At 43.0% G+C, this 24,315-nt stretch carries 21 protein-coding genes; 14 read left to right on the forward strand and 7 right to left on the reverse strand.

Features of this window, described 5'->3' with window-relative positions:
* Positions 1–38: 38 nt before the first annotated feature.
* Complete coding sequence (locus LNL84_RS09850; RefSeq protein ID WP_244357068.1) at positions 39–1,025, forward strand: endonuclease/exonuclease/phosphatase family protein; 987 nt, start codon at positions 39–41, stop codon at positions 1,023–1,025.
* 39 nt (positions 1,026–1,064) lie between these two features.
* Here LNL84_RS09850 and LNL84_RS09855 read toward each other — a convergent pair whose 3' ends face one another.
* Positions 1,065–1,631, reverse strand: a complete 567-nt coding sequence (locus LNL84_RS09855; RefSeq protein WP_244357069.1) for a PhnA domain-containing protein — start codon at positions 1,629–1,631, stop codon at positions 1,065–1,067.
* A 167-nt stretch (positions 1,632–1,798) separates the two neighbouring features.
* Complete coding sequence (locus LNL84_RS09860; RefSeq protein WP_244357070.1) at positions 1,799–2,596, reverse strand: M48 family metallopeptidase; 798 nt, start codon at positions 2,594–2,596, stop codon at positions 1,799–1,801.
* Positions 2,597–2,700: 104 nt separating this feature from the next.
* Here LNL84_RS09860 and LNL84_RS09865 point away from each other — a divergent pair, with 104 nt between their 5' ends.
* The 7 genes from LNL84_RS09865 (at position 2,701) to LNL84_RS09895 (ending at position 7,557) form a co-directional block, all read left to right on the forward strand.
* A complete protein-coding gene (locus tag LNL84_RS09865; protein WP_244357071.1) occupies positions 2,701–3,135 on the forward strand; it encodes a hotdog fold thioesterase in 435 nt (144 codons plus the stop codon).
* A complete protein-coding gene (locus tag LNL84_RS09870; protein WP_244357072.1) occupies positions 3,132–3,365 on the forward strand; it encodes a DUF3389 family protein in 234 nt (77 codons plus the stop codon). Before LNL84_RS09865 ends, LNL84_RS09870 begins: the two co-directional genes overlap by 4 nt.
* A 106-nt stretch (positions 3,366–3,471) precedes the next feature.
* On the forward strand, positions 3,472–5,190 hold the full coding sequence (locus LNL84_RS09875; RefSeq protein ID WP_244357073.1) for an SgrR family transcriptional regulator: 1,719 nt from the start codon (positions 3,472–3,474) through the stop codon (positions 5,188–5,190).
* Positions 5,183–5,434 carry a hypothetical protein gene (locus LNL84_RS09880; protein ID WP_244357074.1) on the forward strand — a complete coding sequence of 84 codons (252 nt, stop codon included), beginning with the start codon at positions 5,183–5,185 and terminating at the stop codon, positions 5,432–5,434. Before LNL84_RS09875 ends, LNL84_RS09880 begins: the two co-directional genes overlap by 8 nt.
* 4 nt (positions 5,435–5,438) lie before the next feature.
* Entirely contained in the window at positions 5,439–5,774 is a 336-nt protein-coding gene (gene cutA, locus LNL84_RS09885) for a divalent-cation tolerance protein CutA (protein WP_244357075.1), read from the forward strand.
* Between the two features lie 200 nt (positions 5,775–5,974).
* Positions 5,975–6,814 (forward strand): isopenicillin N synthase family dioxygenase, encoded by an 840-nt coding sequence (locus tag LNL84_RS09890; RefSeq protein WP_244357076.1) that lies wholly within the window; start codon positions 5,975–5,977, stop codon positions 6,812–6,814.
* A gap of 128 nt (positions 6,815–6,942) precedes the next feature.
* The gene (locus LNL84_RS09895; RefSeq protein ID WP_244357077.1) at positions 6,943–7,557 is read left to right on the forward strand and encodes a DNA-J related domain-containing protein; all 615 of its coding nucleotides are present in this window, start codon (positions 6,943–6,945) and stop codon (positions 7,555–7,557) included.
* Between the two features lie 32 nt (positions 7,558–7,589).
* Here the strand turns inward: LNL84_RS09895 and LNL84_RS09900 are convergent, their stop codons facing one another.
* The 4 genes from LNL84_RS09900 to LNL84_RS09915 all read right to left on the reverse strand — a co-directional run bounded on the left by LNL84_RS09900 (position 7,590) and on the right by LNL84_RS09915 (position 13,358).
* Entirely contained in the window at positions 7,590–9,239 is a 1,650-nt protein-coding gene (locus LNL84_RS09900; protein ID WP_244357078.1) for an ABC-ATPase domain-containing protein, read from the reverse strand.
* A 115-nt stretch (positions 9,240–9,354) separates the two neighbouring features.
* Complete coding sequence (locus LNL84_RS09905) at positions 9,355–11,217, reverse strand: putative bifunctional diguanylate cyclase/phosphodiesterase (protein WP_244357079.1); 1,863 nt, start codon at positions 11,215–11,217, stop codon at positions 9,355–9,357.
* Positions 11,218–11,426: 209 nt separating this feature from the next.
* On the reverse strand, positions 11,427–12,623 hold the full coding sequence (fabV, locus tag LNL84_RS09910) for an enoyl-ACP reductase FabV (protein ID WP_244357080.1): 1,197 nt from the start codon (positions 12,621–12,623) through the stop codon (positions 11,427–11,429).
* Between the two features lie 129 nt (positions 12,624–12,752).
* Entirely contained in the window at positions 12,753–13,358 is a 606-nt protein-coding gene (locus LNL84_RS09915; RefSeq protein ID WP_244357081.1) for an arylesterase, read from the reverse strand.
* Between LNL84_RS09915 and LNL84_RS09920 the strand changes: the two genes are divergently transcribed.
* From LNL84_RS09920 to LNL84_RS09940, 5 genes are all read left to right on the forward strand, one after another.
* Entirely contained in the window at positions 13,357–14,043 is a 687-nt protein-coding gene (locus LNL84_RS09920) for an ABC transporter ATP-binding protein (RefSeq protein WP_244357082.1), read from the forward strand. The two genes, LNL84_RS09915 and LNL84_RS09920, sit on opposite strands and share 2 nt — an antisense overlap.
* Entirely contained in the window at positions 14,033–16,450 is a 2,418-nt protein-coding gene (locus LNL84_RS09925; protein ID WP_244357083.1) for an ABC transporter permease, read from the forward strand. Before LNL84_RS09920 ends, LNL84_RS09925 begins: the two co-directional genes overlap by 11 nt.
* 278 nt (positions 16,451–16,728) lie before the next feature.
* Positions 16,729–18,126 carry an FAD-dependent oxidoreductase gene (locus LNL84_RS09930; RefSeq protein WP_244357084.1) on the forward strand — a complete coding sequence of 466 codons (1,398 nt, stop codon included), beginning with the start codon at positions 16,729–16,731 and terminating at the stop codon, positions 18,124–18,126.
* 136 nt (positions 18,127–18,262) lie between these two features.
* On the forward strand, positions 18,263–19,276 hold the full coding sequence (gene galE, locus LNL84_RS09935; RefSeq protein ID WP_244357085.1) for a UDP-glucose 4-epimerase GalE: 1,014 nt from the start codon (positions 18,263–18,265) through the stop codon (positions 19,274–19,276).
* A gap of 443 nt (positions 19,277–19,719) precedes the next feature.
* Positions 19,720–20,607 carry a LysR family transcriptional regulator gene (locus LNL84_RS09940; RefSeq protein ID WP_244357086.1) on the forward strand — a complete coding sequence of 296 codons (888 nt, stop codon included), beginning with the start codon at positions 19,720–19,722 and terminating at the stop codon, positions 20,605–20,607.
* A gap of 63 nt (positions 20,608–20,670) precedes the next feature.
* Here LNL84_RS09940 and LNL84_RS09945 read toward each other — a convergent pair whose 3' ends face one another.
* On the reverse strand, positions 20,671–23,367 hold the full coding sequence (locus LNL84_RS09945; protein WP_244357087.1) for a bifunctional acetate--CoA ligase family protein/GNAT family N-acetyltransferase: 2,697 nt from the start codon (positions 23,365–23,367) through the stop codon (positions 20,671–20,673).
* A 219-nt stretch (positions 23,368–23,586) separates the two neighbouring features.
* Here LNL84_RS09945 and LNL84_RS09950 point away from each other — a divergent pair, with 219 nt between their 5' ends.
* Entirely contained in the window at positions 23,587–24,186 is a 600-nt protein-coding gene (locus tag LNL84_RS09950) for an SPOR domain-containing protein (RefSeq protein WP_244357088.1), read from the forward strand.
* Positions 24,187–24,315 lie beyond the last annotated feature (129 nt).

Genomic DNA, 24,315 nt, shown 5'->3' on the forward strand with positions numbered 1-24,315 from the left:
AAAACGCCTAAAAATTCATTTCGAGTCTAAAGGGCTTCATGTCGTCATCCCTATCTATGCTCTACACTTACGACTATGTTTTGGCGATGAGGTCTCAAACCATTTTTCGTTTATTGCTTATTGTCCTTCCCGCCTTTTTCTTAGGACTTTTCTATTGGGCAACTTCACCTTGGTGGTTGGAGAACCTCAGTTCGTTTTATCGATATCTCGGGTTGTATTTTTTTGCGATTGCCGGACTGTTTTTTGTTCGAGCTGACTATAGACATACGACACTTTGTCTTTTAATTGCTGGGTTTGGGTATTTCTTTATCTTTCCCGAAGAGCGCAAGAAAAAAGATTGTGCTCGAGCTAACACATTGCTTCAATACAATCTTTTTTACGATAACAAGCGTTTGGATCTCTTTGTTAGTAGAGTGGAAGAGATTCAATCTGACTTATTGGTCCTACAAGAAGTCTCACCACAGCACGGTCACCAATTAGCTGCGCTCAAACAAACTTACCCTTTTACGTTTGGCGGGCAACCGGCAGTAGGCTACCCAAGTGGACAGATGTTACTGAGTCGCAAGCCGTTATATGGGACAAACGTGTTAACGACGCCTAATGGACATAAGATCATTCAAACGGTTTGGCGAGCAGAGGAGGGTGTAGAAGTATTTGTCGTCGCGTTCCACCCTCCGTCACCACGTAATGAAGAACTCTGGCATCAACGTAATGCGGTTATAAATACCGCGCTGAAATTGGCAGAGCGGTCTCCTTTAGAAACTACTTTGCTTGTTGGTGACTTCAATCTTGCTTCTAGCACGAGGCGCTATCGTGATATCGCAAGAAATTTTCAATCTGCCCCAGTCAATACCTGGCCAGTATTTCTAAAGAACTGGGATATTCCGGTATGGCCAATAGTGGCTTTAGACCATCTTCTCTTATCCGTAAATAATAAAAATAACCGAATTTGCAGTAGGGAGGCTCTTACCGGAATCAAAGGTTCTGATCACTACCCGGTTTTAACGACGATTTCGCTGGAATAAAAAAGGCGCCTCGTAGGCGCCTAAATCACAACGTAATCATTACTTTTTACGACAGAACTCTGCGATGACATACATAGACTGGCCACCGTTTGTTTTACCAGATACAAGTCTCGGATCATCGCCAAGACTGATACCGCGGATCACAGTACCTTGTTTAATAACCTGGTTTGTCCCTTTAACCGGAAGGTCCTTTATGACGGTTACGTCGTCACCTTTTTTCAATTCAACGCCATTCACGTCGCGTGGCTTTTCAGCATCGTCGTCCATGCCGATTTCTGCCCACTTAGCGATGTCTTCTTCTAGATACATCATCTCAAGCAAGTCTTGCGCCCAGCTCTCAGCTGAAAGGTGCTTAAGCTGTCGCCATGCCGTTACTTGAACAGGTGCAACTTGGCTCCACATACTGTCATTAAGACAACGCCAGTGGTTTACGTCCATCGTTGCGGGGTCTTCAACTTGGCTCTTACACGTTTCACAAAGCATGATGGCGTGATCCACCGTTACGTTTGAGTGCGGTGCAACAACGTATGGAGTAAGTGTGGTTTGCGCTGAACATAATTCACATTTATTTTCGCAGCGCTCAAGCAAAGTTGCTTCAGTAGACATAATCATACCTTTATTAACTGGGTTGCTAAAAATGCAACCTTAAACAATTTAGTTACCCGATTATTAGACTCAATCTGGGTTTTATAGGCGCGCATTATACATGGTTTTGCTTAGATGTGTGATGTTAGCTTACCTCTATAATGGCTCTAAGTGGATAGTTCGCTCATTTAAGGAGCAGAACAAACAGGGCGTTTAGCGTTGTATGCGGGCAATGCGTTTGCTTTTGCAGTGAGCTCGCTAATTCGCGTACTATGAGATGGATGAGTAGACAGTAATTCCGGAGGCTGAGATCCCCCAGAGGCTTTACTCATGTTTTTCCAAAGCTCGATACTTTGATATGGGTCGAAACCACTTTTGGCCATCAACTCTAGCCCCACGATATCAGCCTCGGATTCTTGAGTTCGACCGTAGGGTAAGATGACGCCGTATTGCACTCCTAAGCCGAGCGCAGCCATTGTCACGTTCTGATACTGAGCGTAATCTGAAGCGCCTATTGCGACGCTCGTGATTTGTAAACCCGTGTTGGCAAGCTGGCTTTGTGACATGCGTTCGTTACTGTGATCCGCAAGAACGTGAGCGATTTCATGTCCAATGACCGTTGCGAGTTGATCAGGGGTTTTGGCTACCTTGAGTAACCCTGTATAGACGCCAATTTTGCCACCTGGCAGAGCAAATGCGTTGACCTGATCACTGTCAAATACCACCACCTCCCAATCAGTAAACTCAGGCTGTGGTGGAACATGGCTTGTGATGCTTTTCGTTACACATTGAACGTATGCATTGGTCAACTCATCAGTACTAATTTTTTCTTGTTTTTTCATTTGTTCAAAGGACTGTGTACCAAGTTGGCTCATCTGAACGTCAGAAAAAAGTATCAATTGATTTCGACCTGTTGGGGAAGACGCACAGGCGGTAATGAGGGCAGAACACAAGATTAGCGAGTTTGTTTTCATCCTTGTCAACATATTAGCTTTCCTAAGCAAAAAATGAGTTTAATAAATTGCGATTGCCTTGACCTCTAAAAGGGGGCATGATCTTCAACACCCTTAGCTAAGTATAGGATTTATAGATGAGTATTTGGAAGCAGAATTTTTCTCTGGATACCCTAAATCAAACCTCAAAGAACACTTTAGTCGAGCATTTGCAGATTGAATATACGGATTTCGATGACCAATCGATTACTGGCAGAATGCCCGTCTGTCAGTTAACCCACCAACCACTTGGGATGTTGCACGGAGGGGCGTCAGTCGTCTTAGCCGAGACACTCGGGTCTGTTGCTGCTAATTTTTGTGTGAGTGAGGATCACTTCTGTGTTGGCTTAGATATCAACGCAAATCACGTAAGGGCAATGCGCAGTGGCTTTGTTTATGGTACGGCTAAACCGCTGCACTTGGGCGTTTCCACACAAATTTGGCAAATTGATATTGTTGATGATAAGTCACGACTCGTCTGTACAAGTCGTTTAACGATTGCAGTGAAAAAGAATAAGAGAAAGCAATCATGATGGTCGAATTTAGCCAGGGCAAGATCATTGTTACGCCCCATGAAATCGTCATTCGGTTAGTGGACACTGGTGTGACCGTTCAATCACAAAATGATGCTGTGCAGTTGATTTTGGGCGCTAACGTCATTTCAGCGAATGGCTCTGAGTGCAAATGGTCCGTTCGCGTTGACTCGGAAAAGCAACTAAATGACATCGCCACAGCAATGGGTATCGATACAATCAAAATCTAATACTGTACCGAGTTGTTTTGAACTGGAAAACCCCAAGTATCCTTGCCATTTTAATCTTTAAAGAGGAAACTACTATTATGAATTGAAATTGGTTTTTTCCCCCTTTATGAGTAGCCCTAGACTTCGCAAGCAGTTTGAAACACTTTTTGAACATTTTTCTGGCCAAAATTCAGGAACCCAGCTCGATGATGTAACAGAAATATTATTCTGTACGCGTAGAAATGCGCGTATCGTTCTGAATAAACTTGAAGAAGAAGGGTGGATTGAGTGGCACCCAGCAGCTGGTCGTGGAAAGCTGTCTCAGTTGGTCTTTAAGCAAAACAGACATGAAGTTGGAGAGACATTAGCTAGGCGTTATCTCGATGAAGGGAAAATAGGCCATGCACTCAATGTTCTCGATAAAGACGTAAGTCGTCTAACCAATGCGATTCAAAATTATCTGGGGTTGCAGCAACATAATGGTAAACAGGTTATACGGTTACCGTACTACCGACCGCTAACCATGCTTAATCCAACGAAAGCGTTGAGACGCTCGGAGCTCCATATTGCACGGCAAATTTTTAGTGGATTAACCAAACTCGATGAAAATGAGCAAATTCAACCAGACCTAGCCCATCACTGGCAATTGGTAACCCCTTTGCAATGGCGATTCTATATAAGGCCGGGAGTTCGATTTCATAATGGAGAAGTTCTCACGGTCGAACATATCATTGAAAGTCTTAACGCATTAAAGTCGACCAATCTTTTCTGTCATATAAATAAAGTGACGACTGGTACGTCTTGGGTTGTCGATATTCACCTAAATAGCGAAGATCACCATCTTCCTGTTTTGCTCGCCGAGCTTAGCGCAAAAGTACTGCCACCTACGTCAATGAGAAGCGATGACTTTGACTTATTTCCAATAGGAACCGGCCCTTATCGCGTCGATAGTAATGATGATAAACGGTTGGTATTGTCAGCTTTTGATGGCTACTTCGGATATCGGCCTTTGCTTGATACTGTAGAAGTTTGGGTGATCGATAAAACACACTCTTCTCTAGTATTTCCCACACTCGCAGACCCAATTCCTAATGAAAAGACAAGGCAGCATGAGTTAGTTGATCTCGATCCTGGCTGTACTTATCTACTTTTAAATAAGTTGAAAGGGGTGGCAAAGGACGACAGGTGGGCTCGATATTTGTCGGGTAAACTTAATTCATTATCTTTGTATAAAAAACTACCTGAAGATGTCATAAACGAACTTGGGTTAATTCCAGCTCATGGTCTTAAGCCTGGGTGGTATCACCAGCCGAAATTTAACGATGTCGTGGATGTTAATGAACTGAAAAAACTTGAAAGGCCAGTGTATATCGCATATTACGCGCAACATCCAACGTTTCCGGTGATTGCACAATGTGTAGCGTCACTGCTTTCTGAAGATGGTATTAAAGTGGAGTTTATTAAGTACGATTTACAAAGCCCAAAAAGTGAAGAAGTCGATATTTGGATTCAGCCTATGGGAATTGCGACTCGAAGAGAGGATGCGATCGCCGGTTGGTTATTAGACTACAGTGACATAGAGAAAATGGCGAATACAGATGATTTCTTGCGTTGGAGCCGTCTTATCAACGATTGGAGACAAGAGTCTGAAAAGCCTTTCCCAGCAAGAGAAATCAGTCGTGATCTTATCGAGCAAATTCAAATCATTCCAATGTTTCATTGCTGGATGGGGATAAGTCATGACCATTGTGGGACATTACAAAACGCCAAATGTAACGCATTGGGCTGGTTCGATTTTAGTAAAGTATGGGTCAAGCCTGAAACAACGGAGGCGCTAGATGGCTAAACCCAACAAAAAGGGCCCAAGCAAAAGTGTCGATATATATTGTGCAAAGTGTGGTGAAAAGCTTTACCGCTATCGTAAAGGTGGCAAAGGTGCGCTGGTAAAGTGTTTTAAAGAGCGGATCACAGAGGATTACACATCTAACCTAGGAGTTTGCCCAAGCTGTAATTCCGTTTTTGGGCGAGATACGTTAGTTCGAGGAACACCAGCTATCAAAATAGTAGGTGGAAAAACAAGGATGAAATAACGATATGGTAAAGGAAAGCAAACCAAGCGATGTCATTGTCGTGCTGACTACGACCGAAAACAGCCTGCAAGCGAAGGTCATCATTAATGCTCTTCTGGAGTCTAGGCTCGCAGCGTGTATTCAAACACAGCAAATCGACAGCCACTACGTTTGGCAAAGCGAATTGTGCAACAGTCAGGAAGTGCTGTTAACGATCAAGACATTAAATCATTCTTACGAGGAAGTTGAGAAGACGATACTCCGCCACCACCCATATGACGTACCTCAGATTGTCGCGCTGCCAATAGAGCACGGTTTATCGAGCTATCTTGATTGGGTGAAAAGCAACGTCTCAAATTGAATTGGAGCGGCTTCATGACATTTATTAAAATTAGAAGTAACCGAGTTAAAGGTGTATTGAATATGGTCTTTGGCTGCTCGGTGTGTTCTGTCTCACATTATCTGTGAGATTTAAATTCACTTTTCAGAAAATATTTGATTTGGACTTAACGTAATTCTAACATTGGACTGTAATGGCTCACAAATAAAAAGTAGAAGCAGATGAAATTAGAAACCGTTGATTACCGAGATCACGATGCCGCTGAAAAATTTGTCACATCTTTAAAGGAAACTGGCTTTGGTGTACTGAAAAACCACCCAATACCTAAAGAGCTGGTTGATTCAATTTATAATAATTGGCAGGCGTTTTTCCTGAGCACGGATAAAGCGAAGTACCAGTTCAACGTAGAAACACAAGACGGTTACTTTCCACCTGATGTTTCGGAAGTAGCTAAAGGGCATACCGTTAAAGATATTAAAGAATATTTCCATATCTATCCTTGGGGCCAAATTCCCGATTTATTACGCGACGAGATTCTAGAGTACTATCGTCTGGCGAATCAGTTTGCAGAAGAGCTACTTTCCTGGGTTGAAGAGTACGCGCCACAAGATGTTAAAGAGCACTTTTCAATAAGGCTTCCAGAAATGATCGAAGGAAGCGATAAAACTCTATTGAGAGTACTGCACTACCCGCCGATGACTGGTGACGAGGAGCCTGGCGCGATTCGAGCAGCCGCTCATGAAGATATTAACTTATTAACGGTACTTCCAGCATCTAATGAGCCAGGTTTGCAAGTATTAAGTAAAGAAGGTGACTGGCTTGATGTACCTTGCGATTTTGGTAGCTTGATCATTAATGTGGGTGACATGCTACAGGAAGCATCAAGCGGCTATTACCCTTCAACGACTCATCGAGTCGTTAACCCTACTGGCAAAAGACAAGACAACTCACGAATCTCACTGCCTTTATTTTTACATCCAAAGCCGGAGGTTGTGTTGTCACAAAGGTATACAGCAGATAGCTACTTAATGGAGCGCTTAAGAGAATTAGGGGTTATCTAACATGTAAAGGCCAGCAATTGGATTTGCTGGCCTTTGGGACCAACGTATCTGTTCAACATGATTCTTATTAGATTGGTTTTTCTATCTGCTAACATTAGCAAATAAGCGTGAGAGTATTGAGAAGATTTATGACCCAAAGAACCACAGATTTATCCGCAAGTTATTCCTCTGAAAATCCGTTAATTTGGTCTATCCTAAAAATCCTTCGACATAACCCTAGTGGATGGAAAATCCATACGCTCGCGAGTAAGCTTTCAGAAAAGGGCATGATTCCGGTATTAGACCATAGCTCTGAAAAAGATCTATTCAAACGAAATTTTCTGTTAATGAATGCGCTTTATCAGCTTCAAGAGTTGTTGTTCCCTAAGCAGTGGCTCAATGTTGAGTCTATGGAGATCGAACTCATGCGATTTCATCCGGTTAGCCACTCAATCGCGGTTAATGATCCAATGCGAGAGTACTATATGGATTGGGGGCACTATGAAGCAGATGAGACGGAAATAAAACGTCTACTGAATCAGTTCTGGACTCGTTATAGAGAGCACGTTGGTATAGGTGAGGTGACAATGTCACGCAAATTGGCTTTGGACATCTTCGAACTCGATGAATGGGCAACCGAAAGGGATATACGAAAATCTTGGAGAAAGCTTGCACTGAAGTGGCACCCAGACAGAGAAGGTGGTGATGAGAGTGAGTTTCGTGAAGCTTGTGAAGCATGGTCAGTATTAAGAGGGGGGAACTAATCCCCCCTCTGTTTGATTATTGACGGATTGGACTACTGACGAAACTTTGCTTTGCGGAAACGGCTTAAAGCAGAAATGACATCAATGACTCGCGGTTTAGCTAAATCTCCTGAGTTAGGCATCGAATCGCTCCAACGTTCGTTTAGCAACTCAGATATGGCTTTAGGCGGATGAGTCGCCCAACCTGCATTTTGAGCTAGCTGAAACCAAACCCAACCAATAGCGTTGACTTCAGAACCTGACTCAAGCTGCTCTAACGCAGATAGGTCTATAAACTCTTGTCCAAACCTAAGAGTATGAGTCCCTTTGCTAGACACTCTAAACTTACCTTCGCTTAGTGTTTTCATCAGTAAAGATTGATCGAGTTGACGCGGTGGAAGCAGTTCAAGGGGCTTTTCTGATTCATTCTTTCTCGCTGTTGGATGCAGCTTGATCACTTCTTGTGCTTTTTCTGTTACATCAATGGCTTGGTATTCATGTAGTTGAATGACAGTGTCTGCGACATCTAGGTAATCTCCCGAACCACCCATAACGATTATGGTCGAAACGTTTAATTCATCGCGAAGCTGTCCTACACGGTCAACGAAAGGCGTGATGGGCTCATCGCCTTTAGATACCAGAGCTTGCATACGCTCATCGCGGATCATGAAATTTGTCGCTGACGTATCTTCATCGATAAGAATGCTGTTTGCACCGGATTCGATAGACTCTTGTAGCCATGCTGCTTGGGACGTTGAGCCTGATGCGTCTTGAGTTGAGAAGTCTTTGGTATCACGGCCATGAGGCAAGTGATTAATGTAATTACTCAGGTTCAATGCATGGATACTTCGCCCGTCTTCGGCCTTAATCTTGACAGCGTTGACATCAGTGACGATAGCTTCTCGGCCATCTCCCGGTATGTGGTTATAGATAGAGCGTTCAATGGCATTAAGCAGTGTAGACTTACCATGAAAACCGCCACCAACGATTAATGTAACACCCTTAGGGATCCCCATACCTGTTATCGGACCCTGATTAGGTCTATCTAATGTGACCGCCAGTGACTCGGGTGATTGAAAGGTAATTGCGTCTTTCATCGGCAAATCACAGTCGCCAGATAATCTTGGCAATACGCTATCATTTCCGACAAATGCGACTAAGCCTTTTTCATTTAGCTGTCCACGCAGGGCAGTTTGGTCTTCAATGATTTCGCAATGACGTTTTAGGCCATCTAGGTCGAGTTCGCGTTCGATTGTCGATTTACGAATGTATTTTGGTAAATGAAAGGTCAATAAGTTAATGGCCTTTTTCCCAAGAATACTTCGACCTTCTGCCGGAAGACTTACTCGAAATCGTAGCTCGATCCCTTGTTCTGTGAAGACGACGGCTGTTGAGTCAAGCACTGTTTGCCCTGTAAGGGTTATCGACAGTAAGTTTTCTTGTTTAGCGAGCTCGGCAAATCTACGTGCAATAAAATCTCGAGCTGCGAGTTGATAGGCCGTTGAATGTTCTTTCAACCAGGCTAAATCTGTTAACGACCATTGCCTAAAAGCACGAAAGCGAGAAGATGAAGCGTAAGGATCCGCTTGTACATGATCGATATGGAGCTCAAAATCTGCAAAATTATAGCTACCTTTGATCTGTTGGTAAGCTCGATAATTTTGCTTTTCAATTTTCTTAAGTTTCGCGATTAGCTGATCCATAACGATCGTCTCAAGTTTCAATAAGTTGGTGCGCGATTATAGGAGCCTATCAAGGCTACGTAAAGGGTAACGTGGCTTATCAGGCAAGATAGTGGTCAGGGGCTAATGCCGAGCATTAACGTATGACATTGTTCGCAACTTTCGGTGGAAAACGTTGCAAGAATTTTTGTTCAAATTCATCGCCAGGCATTGGTCGTGCGTAGTAGTAGCCCTGGCCAATATCGCAGTTTTCTTTGCAAATAAAGCTATGGTGAAGCTTGTTCTCAACACCTTCTACGACCACTTCTTTCTTCAGCTTTTTGGCAATACTGATAATTGACCGAATGATAGCCTCGTCATTGGGGTTGTCGTGTATGTTCTGCAAAAAGCTTTTGTCTACTTTGATACTGTCAAACGGTAATTGTTTTAGGTAGTTGAACGAGGCGTACCCAGTACCAAAATCATCTAAAGAAAAAGAGACACCTTGCTCGTGCAAGCTTAAGACATTTGCCTTTGCTACTTCGAGATTAGAAATCAGACAGCTTTCGGTAAGTTCTAACTCAATATTTTTGGCAGGCAATTCGTGTTGTTCTAATAGGTCAATCAACCGCTCTGCAAACAAAGGGTCACAAATTTGCTTAGCCGAGATATTGACAGACACCTTGAATTCGCTTTCCATCGTTGCCCATTCTGAAGCCTTATCGATGGCGGCCCTTAAAACGAAGTTTCCAAGTTCAATGATAAGGCCGTTTTGTTCGGCCATGTGTATTAGGGCTTCATTTGAAATCTCGCCTAAAATGGGATGCTTCCACCTTAATAAGACCTCAGCGCCAACCCAACGTTGATCAATAGGCCTCACTTTTGGCTGAAAGTACAAGATAAGATCATCATTGCGAACGGCTTGAAGTAGGTAACATTCAAGTTGATTAAACTCTTTTTGTTCTTCTGAGTCTGCTTTGGTGAAAAGTGTGTATTGCGCGCCTGACTCCTTGCATGATACTGATGCGTGGTAGGCTTTGTTGATCAGCTTATCTGGATCATCGGTGTGATAGGATGTCGCGATCCCCATATAGGCATGAATATGAACTTCATGCTCTTTTACGACAAAACCTTTTCGGCCAACGCTCGCTAGTTGCTCACATAGTTTAGCCAAATAGCCTTCGTCGTTGGGGGAGACATGCACACAAAAGGCTATTTCAGTTGTTGAAACTCGCGCCATGCTGATGTTGTCGTTGACACATTGTCTTATTTTTTTTTCGTAGTCGATCAGGAGTTCTTCAAATTCATGGCTGCCAAGCCTAGTATGTATCCTCTCGCCGTTGGTTAAATGTATGAGAATAACAGCAAGAAATTTGTTTGAACTTCCTTGTTCACATCGGATAAGTTGCTCTTTTAACGCAATTTCAAACCCTTTTCTATTAAGCATTAATGTGCCCGCATCGTGATTTTTTTGATGCTCTAGTTGCTTTTCCAAAAGGATTCTAAGGTTGGTTTCAACTTCTAAACTGTGGCTAATCTGGTCAACCTTGGTATCAAGTTTACTGATGAGTGCGCCCGCTGTTTTTTGGTTAACTTCAATCTCTTTTTGCAACATATGAATATGCAGATTATTTTTTAAGATACCCGCTAAGTGCTCTATTGTGGCTGTGGCATAGTCTTCATTGGTATTCAATGACACAAGCACGCCATAGGGTTCGCCTTTGGCTAAGCAAATCTGTCTAACCGACAGTGTTTTGAAATAATAGATGGAATTAGGTTCGCCAAATTGCTTGAAGTAATTAAAACAATGATCGATTGCTGTTTTTTCGTGAGTATCAACAGACTTGGTAAGGAAGGGTGTAATCGCTTCTATTTCGGGTACTTTTATATTTGAAATGTAGAGATCTTTTTTGATAAACGAGCCAACGACAACCTTTAGGTACAGCTCTGAACCTTGATAAGTGAACAGTGCGAGAACAGGGCAATGAGTTATTTCAGATACAAAATTCATTAAGGACATGCTCGTCCCAAATGGGTTTTCTTTTATATAAGTGTTATCACTTGACCGAACCTGCATCCTTTGCATAGAAATCCCTTTTTATATATGTCTATGACAAAGTATAAGAAATTAATCATGGCCCGATTACAAAAAAAACCTTCTAATAAAAATAGAAGGTTTCTAAACTACATTGTTCTCAATAGTGAGACGAGGACAAGAACATTACGACGTTATGGGACCAGTTTTTTCAATCTGGTGATATCGGTTTTGGCCAAGTAATCGATATTGTCGTAGCTAAATCCGTTGAGCTTTAAAAAGTCCGACTTAAAACCTTCATAGTCACCAAGGGTTTTAAAGTTGGAATGATCCATGTCTTTCAAAATATCAGCGACTTGAGATTGTACATCGGCATCCAACTCGAGATCGTCCATACGCAACAGTCGCTCTGCGTCGACAGGTACATTTTCGTTACCATAAAGCTTGTCGGAAAACAGGCGTTGCATCTGTGCAATACAATCTTCGTGAGTGCCTTTTTCTTTCATTACTTTGTATAGAGCAAGGAGATAGGGGCTCAATCCGGGGATAAACACGCTGGCTTTGGTGACCAACGCTTTGCATACCGTGGCATAAGCACTCCCGCCAAAGTTAGCCATCTCAATATTAAGAAAGTGGCTGGTTTGGTGGAGATCAATTTTTGCCCGACCGAGTGTTCCATCCAAGTAAATAGGGTGTGTGACTTCTGGTCCCATATAGGAAAACGCGATGGTTTTACAGCCTTGAGCAACAGCTTCTGCATTGATTAATGTATCGATCCAGCTCTCCCAGTCTTCACCACCCATGACTTTGAGTGTTCCTTCAATTTCATTCTCAGTGGCAGCAGGCATCACAGTATCTATCCAACGGTCATGCTCAAGATCGATAATAGAGCCATCTAAGCTTTGCCCAACAGGTCGAATGGCGCTTTTCCAAAATTCTCCATTACCTTTAGGTCGAACGCCAGTTGCCAAGCTATAAATGACTAGCTCAACTTCACCCTCGAAATAGGTTTCAATGGCTTCGATGACTTGATCACGAGTATCTTGAGAAAAAGCATCGCCAACAATATTAATCGCACGCCGACCGGCTTGTTGAGCTCGCTGTTTGAAGAAAATGTTATTGTACCAACCGGCAGTCCCAATCCCTTTTTGAGAAGGGCCTTTTTCGAAAGAAACTCCGATAGTATCGCAATTGGCACCGCCAAAAGTAAGTGCAATACGTGCCGCTAAACCAAATCCAGACGAAGCCCCTAAAATCAACACTCTTTTAGGCGGGGTTTTGATCTGCTTTGCGTTCTTAACGTACTCTATTTGAGAATCAATAGACTGTTTGCAGCCTTCAGGATGAGCGGAGCGCGCGACCACGCCGTTAATAATGGGTGTAATAATCACAAGAGACAACCTGTAGAGTGAACAATACTCATTAGACTAAGTGATGTTGCGAAGATGAGTCTTGAGCTAAACCACTAAAAGTGAATAAATGTTGATTAAAAATGTACTTTTTTACATGCCTAAGCAGGTTTAATCGAGATGAGGTTGCAATTGATTAGCAACAAACTCGGCAATCCAGGGCTGAGCTTGGGCCTTTGGGTGCAGACCATCGTCCATCATCCAATCTGCGCGTTGTATTACGTGCTCTAAGAAAAACGGTACAAGGGTGACTTGGTTTGAATGTGCCAGATCAGGATAGATGTTTTCAAAAAGTTGAGTGTATCTTTTACCATAATTAGGTGGGATCCTGATCTGCATTAGGAACACTTTCGCACCAGAGGATTGGCTTAATGATATGATTTCGTTTAAGTTGTCCTTTACTAGGTTTGGTTTGAAACCTCTTAGACCGTCATTGGCTCCGAGCTCTACCAGTACATAGTCGGGGGTATGCTGTTCAATTAGTGCAGGAAGTTTAGCCAGCCCATTTCCAGTAGTATCACCAGAGACACTACCATTAATTACTTCTATTGTTTGGTTGTGCTCCTGAGAAATGACGTTTGGTAGCAATGAAGGCCAGCTTTGTTCAATGCTCATGTTGTATCCGGCACTTAAACTGTCCCCTAGGACAAGTAGAGTCTTACTGTGAACTGCGAATGACAATATTAGAAACAAGACAAAGGAAATTTTACGGATCATGCGCTCAACCATTATAAAAGCAGAATCGATTAATAAAGTAGTGTCTACGAAATCCGAGTCGTTGACAATCCTAAAAAATGTCAGTCTAGATATTTATCAAGGTGAAACCGTCGCTATTGTAGGCACCTCCGGAGCCGGTAAGACTACCTTGATGACGCTACTTGCAGGCCTGGACAGACCAAGCGAAGGCCGAATTTCTTTGCTAGGCAACACCATTTCTGAACTTGATGATGAAGAAAGAGCGGCAATCCGAAGCCAAAATGTAGGGTTTGTATTTCAAAGTTTTTTGTTGATTCCAAGTTTGACCGCTCTAGACAATGTTACTTTGCCGTGCTTACTGCGTGGGGAAAAAGAAGATCAGAAACAAGCATTGCGTCTATTAGATTCTGTTGGCCTGAAAGACAGAGCCGATCATTTGCCTTCTCAACTTTCTGGCGGAGAGCAGCAACGAGTTTCTATAGCTCGGGCTTTTATGACAAACCCAGATGTACTGTTTGCTGATGAACCCACAGGAAACCTTGATCAGAAAACAGCACAGAAAGTGGTTGAGCTTTTATTTGATCTTAACGCAAAGCATGGAACGACCTTAGTCCTAGTTACTCATGATTTGGCGTTAGCTGATAAATGTGACCGAGTATTACTAATGAATAATGGCACATTAAAGGAGTCAACCGATGAGCAATAAATACAGAGTATTGCAGCGGTTGTTTGCTTGGTCTGTAGATGAAATTCGCCAAGGGCAACTATGGCCAGTCGCATTGTCATTTGCTCTAATCATAGCCTGTATTTTTGGACTAAGTGCGTTGGCGGAAAGAATGGAGCAAGTCATTGTTAAACAGGGTAAAGATGCTCTTACAGCCGACACAGTTTTTGTTAGTTCGAACCAGATTAATACTCAAGTTATCGATGCTATCGAGTTCAGCGAGATGGATTCGTCGTTTTATACCCGCTTCGCAACTATGGCGTTTAGTGACACATCAATGCAACTTGTTACTGTGAAAGCCGTGGATTCTAACTATCCACTTCGCGGAAATTTGCAGCTGAAAGGGAATAAAGGACTGACGCAACACGTTGAGCCGGGTGAGTTGTGGCTTGACGAGCGCATCATGAATCAATTAGAAATAAAAATAGGTGACATTGTCACTATTGGTGATGCTGACCTGACTTTTACGGGCACTATTCTATCTGAGCCGGGCTTGAGTTTTAATCCTTTTCAACAAATGCCAGCCGCCTATATTCATAGTTCATCAATAGATGCCACAGGGGCCGTTCAGCTGGGTAGTCGCGTTCAGTTTCGTGTGTATTTGGTCGGAGATGATGCTCAGGTAAGTAGCCTGAAAAGCCAGATACCCTTGACGGCGAGTGATCGCTGGAGAGACAGAGGGGAATCTAGTAGAACCAATGATATATTCGATAAAACAACACAATACCTTTCGCTGACAGTAGCAATAATTATTATTATGTCTGCAGCAACCTTGATTTTGACGTGTCAGAATTATGTGCAATCTCGTCGCATGACAGTTGCGATGCTGAAAAGCTTAGGGGCAAGCAGAATATGGTTAGTTCGTTGGCTCGTGATTCAGATTTCTGTTTTGCTCGCGGTAGGGATAATCTTAGGTTTGGCATCTGGGGTATTGTTAGAATATTTGTTACGCGTCCCTTTAGATGGACTGTTACCTGATCCGATCCCCCCTTACGGACTAAAACCAGTGCTGACTGCGATAGGGGTTAGCATTGTAATAGGTATTCCAGCGTTAGGTATCCCTTTATACCGTTTGGTATCGATTTCATCAATTGAGGTTGTGCAGAGGACAAGTGAATCAAAAATTGGCTTAATTAACGCTTTAGTGTTGTTACCGCTGGCGGCGTTAGTGTACTTCTATTGGCAGAATACCCTTGTATGGCTGGTATTGTTAGGGATTGTGGGACTGTTTTTTGTTCTCGCTATCGTCAGTTTGCTGTTGGTAAAACTGTTTAAGTCGATGCCACTGTCAGTGTCTTTTAAACTGGCAATTAGCCGGATCAACCGTTCGACTCGTTCTACCGGGTTACAATATGGAGCGTTGGGCCTATCGTTGATGCTGTTAACGACAATTTGGCTAGTAAGGACGGATCTGCTTTCTGACTGGAAAAGAACATTACCTGACGATGCCTCAAATGCCTTTGCCCTTAATATTTCTCAATACGACAAAGACAGTTATTTAGCCGCTCTGGACGCAGTGGATATCAATCGTAGCCAAGCTTTTCCAATCACAAGAGGACGCCTTGTTCAGATCAACGGGAATGACGCGAAATCGTATTTTGGTGATGGATCTCAAGAGGCCCTTAGTCGTGAGCTCAATTTCACGTATGCAGAACAGCTCCCTGATTACAATAGCGTCGTATCGGGTCAATGGTCTACTAAACAGGGAGTGTCCGTTGAACAAGAAGTGGCTGAAAGTCTTAATATCAAAATTGGCGATGAACTCACCTTCATGATCAACGGGCTTGAAGTCGAGGCCTTGGTGAATACGATCCGTACCGTAGAATGGCGAGACATGAAGCCGAATTTCTATTTTATTTTTACACCTGACGTATTAAAACACATTGAAAGCACTTGGTTGGTTAGCTTTCGTTTAAATCAAAATCATGATCAGTTAATTAACGAATTATCCAGACGTTACCCAACAGTGAGTCTGATGGATATCAGAATCATGGGCGAAAAAATACAGCAGCTTTTGGCGAAAATAGTCTGGTCTATTACCGTACTTGCTGGAATTGGGGTTTTGGCTGGCGTGTTACTGATCTTTACACTGCTGAGATTAGGCTTATCTCAAAGACAACAAGAGATTCGTTTGTATCGCACTCTGGGGGCAAGTCGTAGACGAGTAGTGAGAACACTTTGGGCTGAGTATGGCGTAATGGCAGTAGTGGCAGGAGTGATCTCTGCCTTTGGCGCGGAGTTGGTAGTTGCTGTGATCATGAACTACGGGTTTGAATTAGATTGGAGGCCGCATCCAGAGATATGGCTAGCGGTTCCTCTATCGGCATTTTTGGTTTTAGCAATGGTACTTCGCTCATTAATTAGAAGAATGTTAACCCCCGTTGACTAGGGGAGTCTAAGATTTCTCTGTGGTTTTTTTAGTTATCCACAAAAACCGTGGATAAAGTTTTGGATAACTTCACTGATTCATTCACTAAATAACTCGAAAGCCATTGTGCCATCAATCCTGAGGCACTAAAGACTGAAAATATGACTTTTCAACAGTAGAGAGTCCATTTTCTGTCAAGGAAAAACACGACAATAAATGTGTTTTTTTTTAATAATATATAGCGCTAAAATAGCAGTTGTTTATAACTGTAAATACTAATAACGATTACCATAGGTCGGATGAAATTGAGTAGAAAAGTTGCTGTTATTGGAGGAGGAGTCGCAGGGTCGACTGTTTCACTGTTTTTGGCACAACAGGGCATTGATGTAACTTTGATTGAAAAAGGCGATTCTTTAGTTAATGGTCCACCATTTTGTCACTTGCATGCTGGTGGTAATTTATATAGAGAGATTAGCTTAGATCAATGTGAATCATTGTTAAAGCAGTCAATCGAATTTGTTAAGTTCTATCCGTACGTGGTTAATGCAAGACCGACTGTTATTGCAGTTCCAGTATCGGACAATGGAGACCCTGCAGCACTAGAAAGGCGTTTGACTCACTTAGCAGCGTTCTACCAGAACCTCGTCGATGATGATCCTAGCAATGCTGTGTTAGGAAAACCGGTTCACTATTTTAAAAGTTATAGTAAAGACGATCTTCGACGCTTATCCAAGTTATCTCAACCGTGTGACCTTACCGACCTTGAACATTGGCTGATACCGTTTAGCCAACAGGTAGACCTTGAACGGTTGAAATATCCGGTCTACGCTGTTCAGGAATTTGGCTTGAGTCTATTTCGTGTTGCCGCAAGTATTCAATTGCGATCTGCAGCATTACCTAACCTTGACGTTAAACTGAACTCCGAGATAAAAGAACTTCATCCCAATAGGAACGGGTGGGACGTTCAGTTAGGAGATAATGCCTCTGAATTCTATGATTTTGTCATCAATGCTTGTGGATTTGAAACGGGGATTATTGACGATATGCTCGACTGCAAAGAGGAGCGTTTAGTTGAATTCAAAGCGGCCTATGTGACGCAATGGAGTGAAAAGAACGGCAAGTGGCCTGAAGTCATCTTTCATGGTGAACGAGGTACACCAAATGGTATGGCACAACTCACGCCTTATGCTGATGGAATGTTCCAATTACACGGTATGACCAAAGAGATTACGTTATTTCGAGATGGATTAGCTGCTACAAAGAATGGTTCGGCGCAGCCACAACTGCCAAACTATCTAATTAACAAGATTAACCATGGATGGCAAGCTACCATTATTGAAGAGAGAGGTAGAAAAGCGATTGAACATGTCGCCCAGTTTTTACCCAACTTTAAAACGGCAACCGTTGCGGGTAAGCCTCTATTTGGTGCACAACAAATTCCGGGTAGAAACGCTACGCTGCGTAGCGCCGATGTAAGTTTTGGTCATGCGAACTACGCCAGAGTAGAAATCGTAAAAGCGTCATCTTCATTAGAAGCCGCAAAAAAGATCTATCATAAATGGTTCACAACACAACGTATTAATTTGCCAGGCGATTCGGATAAGCGTAAGCCGATACGCAAAACCGACATAGAATCACGAGCGAGATCTATCGCCAAACAACGTCAATATCCAGAGTCACTCGCAAAAGCGTACTAGAATTGAAAGTCGTGTATGAATGCTAGGGTTCCCCTTAGGTTGATTGGCGGCTTTTTATACGCAATATGTGTGTTTTTTCATGCCGAGATACTAAAATGTAAGATATAATCTTTCCCAATTATTCAGGGAGTTAATTATGAATGTACTTGTTACAGGTGGAGCTGGTTATATCGGAAGCCACACCTGCGTACAATTGCTAGAAGCAGGTATGACGCCTGTTATTTTTGACAATTTGTACAATAGTAAGCCGGCGGTTCTACAGCGGATAGAAAAAGTATCGGGCGTGAGACCAGTCTTTGTTAAAGGCGATGTTCGCGACAAAAATGCACTTAAAGAGGCATTAATTGAATACAAAATTGATGCGGTGATTCACTTTGCTGGGCTTAAGGCTGTTGGCGAGTCGGTTGAAAAACCACTTGAGTATTATGATAACAATGTCAATGGAACGCTCGTTCTTGTAGACGCGATGCGCGAGACGAATGTTACCAATCTAATCTTCAGCTCTTCTGCAACAGTTTATGGTGATCCCGCTAGTGTGCCAATAACCGAGGATTTTCCAACTAGCGCAACAAACCCTTATGGCCGAAGTAAGCTCATGGTTGAAGAGTGTCTAACCGACTTCCAAAAGGCTAACCCTGATTGGAGTATTACTTTACTTCGCTACTTTAACCCTGTTGGCGCACACCCGAGCGGTGAAATGGGCGAAGATCCTCAAGGGATCCCCAACAATCTAATGCCTTTCGTTTCACAGGTTGCAGTGGGCAGACGAGCAAAGCTATCTGTGTTTGGTAACGATTATCCAACGAAAGACGGCACCGGTGTAAGAGATTATATTCACGTGATGGATTTAGCTGATGGTCACGTTGCCGCTCTCGATGTGCTAAAAAGAAAACAAGGTTTGCATATCTATAACTTAGGTACGGGCAATGGCTATAGTGTATTAGACATGGTTATCGCATTTGAAAAAGCATCTAACAAACCTGTACCCTACGCTATAGTCGACAGACGACCTGGTGATATTGCTGAGTGTTGGGCAAATCCGGAGAAGGCGAATCGAGAGCTTGGTTGGCATGCTGTGCGTACACTAGATGATATGACTAAGCATGGTTGGTTATGGCAGTCGAATAACCCAGAAGGTTATCCAGACTAAAGAGTTGAACTATGCGACATGGTCCTAATAGAGAAATTAACTCGATTAGTTTTTGATCTATGTCGCGTAAAATTGTATTAATTTATATCCCTATTTGATTATTTGTTATCATTGTCGTGACCAATGATTCAATTGGTTCGAATTGTCACAAGTACTAGGGGAATACGATGGAGCTAGCTCTCATCATTGCGTTTGTTGTAGCCGCTGTTGTTATGGTAACGCGCGAAAAAGCACAAAACTAAAATTCATCAACACTTTATTTAAACTCTTTCAGATGAATTATAGGCCAGCAGCAATGCTGGCTTTTCTTTTCACAGAGAAATATTCCTTACCTCCCTTTCAAAATCACAACAGTCGCTACCAACGAAAGACTCCTAAGACGAAACACTACGCTCTGTGTTAGGCTATAACACAAGCGGTTAGCCTTTGTTTTGGAGAGAGTTTTGAATCAACTAATTACTTTTGAGGCGCTTTATATACTGGATGCCATTGAGCGACGAGGCAGTTTCTCTGCGGCAGCTTCCGAATTGGACAAAGCGACATCTTCGTTAAGCTATCAAATTCAAAAGCTAGAGCAGGATCTCGATATTATTATTTATGATCGTTCTGGTCATAAAGCCAACCTTACCGATGCTGGACGCTTGATACTAGATAGAGGGCGCATGTTGCTGAAAGCAGCAGAAGCGATGGTCAATGACGCACGGTTGTTAGCCAATGGATGGGAAGTTGACATTACTATTGCTTATGACAGCATTATACCCATTGAGAACTTTTTCACACTAGTGAACAAGCTAGGAGAAGTGAGTAGCACTCGAGTTAAACTGCAAGAGGAAGTTCTGGCTGGTTGTTGGGAATCTTTACAGCAGGGGCGTTGCGACTTACTGGTTTGCCCACGGCCGGAAACGCCGCCTTTGGATGTTAAATTAGAGCCGCTAGGCAGTATGAGTGTTACATGGGTCGCGGCAAATGATCACTATGTACATAAAAGATCAGGTGATTTTAATGATGATGCACGCTCTCACTACCGCATTATTGCCATTGCAGATACTGCACGTGAACAACCAGCTTTAAGCGTAAACGTACTTGAAAAACAAACAAGGCTAACGGTGTCGAATTTCAGCTCAAAGGTGGACGCTCTGATCTCAGGCCTAGGTATTGGAACTCTTCCTACGCAAGTGGCAGAAAGGTATGTTTCTGAAGGAAAGCTAAAAAAAATCGCTGGTGGACAAGATACCGCTATTGAAATCGTGGTAGCGTGGAAACGAAATAATATTGGTGAAGCAAAGTCCTGGAGCATCCGTCATCTAACACGGAATTGGGTTTTAAAGTGAAAACACAGCATAGAGTTTTTGCTTCAAACTCTGATGTGTGATTTCACTATCAGCGGGCGTGACTTAGCTTCTGGAAAGAGTTAACACCATGTCCGCAACCCCATCTTCAAATTGAACGTCCAATTCAAACCCTAACTTTTGAGCTAGGGTGAGCATTCCTCTATTGGTAGGCATGGTCATACCTGAAATTTGTTTAGTTCCTTTGTTTTGACAATAGCCAATGATCTCGTTCATTAGAAGCTTACCTAAGCCAACCCCCTTAAGATCAGAGCGAATAAGAATGGCAAATTCTGCATCGCTATTGTCGGGAGTTACCAATACTCGCGATACGCCGATTATGTGTGGTTGCTCGTAGGCTAGGTCAATTGCGACAAACGCCATCTCACGATCGTAGTCAATTTGTGTGAGGTTGGCTAAAGCTTCATGATTGAATTCACCAACGTCTGAAAAGAAACGTTTGTAAAGATCCTCTTTTGTAACGTGCTTAATAAACTCGGCATGAAAGGGTTCATCTTCTGGCTTAATTGGCCGAATGAGCAGTTTGGTCCCATCTTTTAACTGGGTGACTTGCTCTAACTCTGAAGGGTATGGTCTTATCGCTAATCTTCGCTGGGCATCGCCTTTAAATGGAGCAAGACAAACTGAGGCATCAATGACGGTCAGTTCATTGCCATTAATAAGTAAGGGGTGAAGGTCAACTTCTATAATCTCAGGGCAGGCGACAATCATTTGTGACACTTTAACAATAAGTTCGGCCAAAGCGTTGAGGTTTACAGGGTTGGGCGTTTTTTGAAATCGAACGGTGCCTTTGGTAATAGCACGGATGAGAAGGTATCGAGCCAAAGCCATATTTAGTGGGAGTAGGGCTGAAGTGGACTCTTTACTAAGCTCCCATTCAGATCCACCTTGGCCGATGAAAATAACGGGCCCGAATGTTGGGTCGACTTGAACCTTCAAGCGGATCTCTTGCCCACCGGCAACTTTTGCCATAGCTTGAACTAATACACCTTCAATCCTAGCGTTCGGATAAGACAATTGAGTTCGCTCTAGGATCGCGTTGGTAGCGTTGCGGACTTCTGTTTGATCTCTTAAGTTTAGCATCACACCTTGTACGTCGGATTTATGCAAGATATCAGGGGAGCGCAGCTTAATTGCTACAGGGTAACTGATAGTGTCAGCGATTTTTACGGCGTCGTCGTCATTAGATGCTAACCAGGTGGGTAGGGTATTGAGGCCGAATAGATCAAAGAGCGTGTGACTTTGGTGGGTGTCTAACAAAACAGATTTACAATCAGATTGGTGATGCGCTTGCAGAGCACCATCAATCCAGGATTTGGCGTCGTGAAGTTGCTTAGGTTTGATCGTTTCAGTTGTGGTGGGCGTTTCCATTAATTGCCACTGGTTTCGCCTATACTCCACAAGGTGCATAAATGCGGTTACGGCACTTTCAGGCGTTCGGTACGTTGGAATACTAGCTTGGGTAAATCTCAGACGAGCTTGCTTTGCTGTTGATTCTCCAGACCAATTGGTAAGGATATTAAAGCGAGTTGAACGTTTATTAGATTTTATCGTGTCTAAAATGGCATTGGCCGTTTCAACCTGTGGTGCGACCGATGAAGGGCTGTGCATTACCAAAATGGCATCTATATCATCACTATCAAGTAAAATGTCTAGTACCTTTTGATATCGTTCAGAGGTAGCGTCGCCGACCATATCGATAGGATTACATTGTGACCAAGTCGAGGGCAGAATGGCATTTAGCTTATCTAAGACATCCTGACTTAAGTTGGCAAGCTTGCCTCCTTTATCCATCAGTGTATCCAAGGCCATATTTGCAGGACCGCCTCCATTTGTCATAATCGCAAGTCGTTCACCTCTCAACGGGACCGAGTGGGTTAATGTTTCTACTGCGGCGAACAGCTCGTGCGTGTTATTTACTCGTAGCATTCCCGATCTTTGTATTGCTGAGTCGTAAACAATATCGAGTGTTTGGTGTTTCTCATCCATCCAGGAGGCGAGCGTAGAGCGAGAGCGACCGGCTTTCAAAACCAAAATTCTTCGATTTCGCGCCGCAGCTCGAGCCGCAGAGATAAAACGACGGGCATCCCTAATCGAGTCGATATAAAGCAAGATGGATTCTGTTTTGCTATCTCGGCTCAAGTAATCCAAAACATCATCAAAATCAATGTCAGTTCCGTTACCTAGCGACAAAAATGCCGAGAATCCAATGTCCTTTTCGTTTGCCCAATCTAGAACGGTTGTGCAAACCGCAGATGACTGTGAAATAAAAGCTAATTTGCCGGGTTTTGCAGTGACGGGGGAGAAAGATGCATTGAAGTTAAGCCAAGGCAATACGACTCCAAGACTGTTTGGACCAAGTACGCGAATAGAGTGTTCCTTTGCAATCTCCATACATCGTTGTTCAATGGTTTTACTTTCATCATGGTGGTCTGACATATCGGCAGCCATGACGATGGCGACTTTTATACCACGAACCGCGAGTTGTTGAAATATAGCCACATTGCGGCTAGCGTTGGTGCAAAGAATGGCAATGTCCGGTGTCAAAGGTAGATTGTCGATACTCTTGTAACAATACACACCGTTTACTGAAGGGTACCTAGGATGAACGGGCATAATGGTGCCTAAAAAACCTCCCGTAAGGAGATTTTTCATCACAACATTACCCGCTCTATTAGGTTTTTGAGAGGCACCTATGACCGCTATTGAGTTGGGTTTGAACAGAGTATCGAGCGAAGACATACGATATCCTTGTAACTTAATTATCAGACACTTGGCTATATATTAGCCGAGCAAGTTCAATTTAACCCGTTAGCAAAGCTAATTTGAGATGATAGTGTTGCCGTCAGTCCAATATTGTGTAACATGTCACAGGATATGGCGTCCAGCGCTTACAAGCCTTGATAATGCGGGCTTCAATCGGCATGATTTTAAAGACAACTACCTTAGGCTAAAAATAAAATGAAAAAGACTCTGATTGTTGGATTATCAGTATTATTAGCAGCATGCTCTTCAGGTACATATACGACCAACGTGACCTCTGAAAGCTACCAAGAAGACTTTACACCCAAAACTGTAGCGGTTTCAGAGCCAGTTGCGGTAGTAGCCACTGCAAGTGCTTTTAGCGAGAAAAGCGCGCCAGCCAAACCTGAGAAAACGCCGCACGTCGATGCGCAGGTGAAGCAATCAGCTTCAGTCAAACCTGTAGCTCAAAAGCAACCCAATAAAAGTGCGGTAAAGATTACTCCTCCTACTAAGAAACAAGAAAAGAGTAACATGCGATTTGGATATACTATTCAGGTTGTCGCGGTTGGAAACAGAGAAAAAGTCGAGCAGTTTTCGAGCAAGCTCCCTAACAACGAACAACCAATCTGGGTTAACTACAAGGTAGTGAATGGTACTAAATGGTACACAGTATTGTACGGTGACTACGCAACAAGCAAAAAAGCTAAAGAGGCGATTACAAAGCTACCCGATGATTTCAATAAATTAAAGCCGTTTGTAAAAAGCATCGACTCAATAAAGAAGTCTGATTTCCCTACACTCACCAAGTTAAATTAACTAACAGCACAAGGCAGTATTCATACACTGCCTTTTTTCGTATATAGAATCACCACCTAAACGCATTTAACTGCGAATTTACACATTTCACCTGAATGTTGTTTTTCTTTAGTTTATGATGTCTCTATA

This window comes from Vibrio gelatinilyticus, assembly GCF_022836845.1.
GTDB classification, from domain to species: domain Bacteria; phylum Pseudomonadota; class Gammaproteobacteria; order Enterobacterales; family Vibrionaceae; genus Vibrio; species Vibrio gelatinilyticus.

What these genes read in the sequence shown, in the direction of transcription:
- LNL84_RS09880 (WP_244357074.1), top strand. Translation starts at nt 5,183, where the DNA reads ATGGCTAAACCCAACAAAAAGGGCCCAAGCAAAAGTGTCGATATATAT.
- cutA (WP_244357075.1), top strand. Translation starts at nt 5,439, where the DNA reads ATGGTAAAGGAAAGCAAACCAAGCGATGTCATTGTCGTGCTGACTACG.
- LNL84_RS09925 (WP_244357083.1), top strand. Translation starts at nt 14,033, where the DNA reads ATGAGCAATAAATACAGAGTATTGCAGCGGTTGTTTGCTTGGTCTGTA.
- LNL84_RS09855 (WP_244357069.1), bottom strand. Translation starts at nt 1,631, where the DNA reads ATGTCTACTGAAGCAACTTTGCTTGAGCGCTGCGAAAATAAATGTGAA.
- LNL84_RS09915 (WP_244357081.1), bottom strand. Translation starts at nt 13,358, where the DNA reads ATGATCCGTAAAATTTCCTTTGTCTTGTTTCTAATATTGTCATTCGCA.
- LNL84_RS09860 (WP_244357070.1), bottom strand. Translation starts at nt 2,596, where the DNA reads ATGTTGACAAGGATGAAAACAAACTCGCTAATCTTGTGTTCTGCCCTC.
- LNL84_RS09950 (WP_244357088.1), top strand. Translation starts at nt 23,587, where the DNA reads ATGAAAAAGACTCTGATTGTTGGATTATCAGTATTATTAGCAGCATGC.
- LNL84_RS09895 (WP_244357077.1), top strand. Translation starts at nt 6,943, where the DNA reads ATGACCCAAAGAACCACAGATTTATCCGCAAGTTATTCCTCTGAAAAT.
- galE (WP_244357085.1), top strand. Translation starts at nt 18,263, where the DNA reads ATGAATGTACTTGTTACAGGTGGAGCTGGTTATATCGGAAGCCACACC.
- LNL84_RS09920 (WP_244357082.1), top strand. Translation starts at nt 13,357, where the DNA reads ATGCGCTCAACCATTATAAAAGCAGAATCGATTAATAAAGTAGTGTCT.
- LNL84_RS09865 (WP_244357071.1), top strand. Translation starts at nt 2,701, where the DNA reads ATGAGTATTTGGAAGCAGAATTTTTCTCTGGATACCCTAAATCAAACC.
- LNL84_RS09905 (WP_244357079.1), bottom strand. Translation starts at nt 11,217, where the DNA reads ATGTCCTTAATGAATTTTGTATCTGAAATAACTCATTGCCCTGTTCTC.
- LNL84_RS09900 (WP_244357078.1), bottom strand. Translation starts at nt 9,239, where the DNA reads ATGGATCAGCTAATCGCGAAACTTAAGAAAATTGAAAAGCAAAATTAT.
- LNL84_RS09890 (WP_244357076.1), top strand. Translation starts at nt 5,975, where the DNA reads ATGAAATTAGAAACCGTTGATTACCGAGATCACGATGCCGCTGAAAAA.
- LNL84_RS09930 (WP_244357084.1), top strand. Translation starts at nt 16,729, where the DNA reads ATGAAATTGAGTAGAAAAGTTGCTGTTATTGGAGGAGGAGTCGCAGGG.
- LNL84_RS09875 (WP_244357073.1), top strand. Translation starts at nt 3,472, where the DNA reads ATGAGTAGCCCTAGACTTCGCAAGCAGTTTGAAACACTTTTTGAACAT.
- LNL84_RS09850 (WP_244357068.1), top strand. Translation starts at nt 39, where the DNA reads ATGTCGTCATCCCTATCTATGCTCTACACTTACGACTATGTTTTGGCG.
- LNL84_RS09945 (WP_244357087.1), bottom strand. Translation starts at nt 23,367, where the DNA reads ATGTCTTCGCTCGATACTCTGTTCAAACCCAACTCAATAGCGGTCATA.
- LNL84_RS09870 (WP_244357072.1), top strand. Translation starts at nt 3,132, where the DNA reads ATGATGGTCGAATTTAGCCAGGGCAAGATCATTGTTACGCCCCATGAA.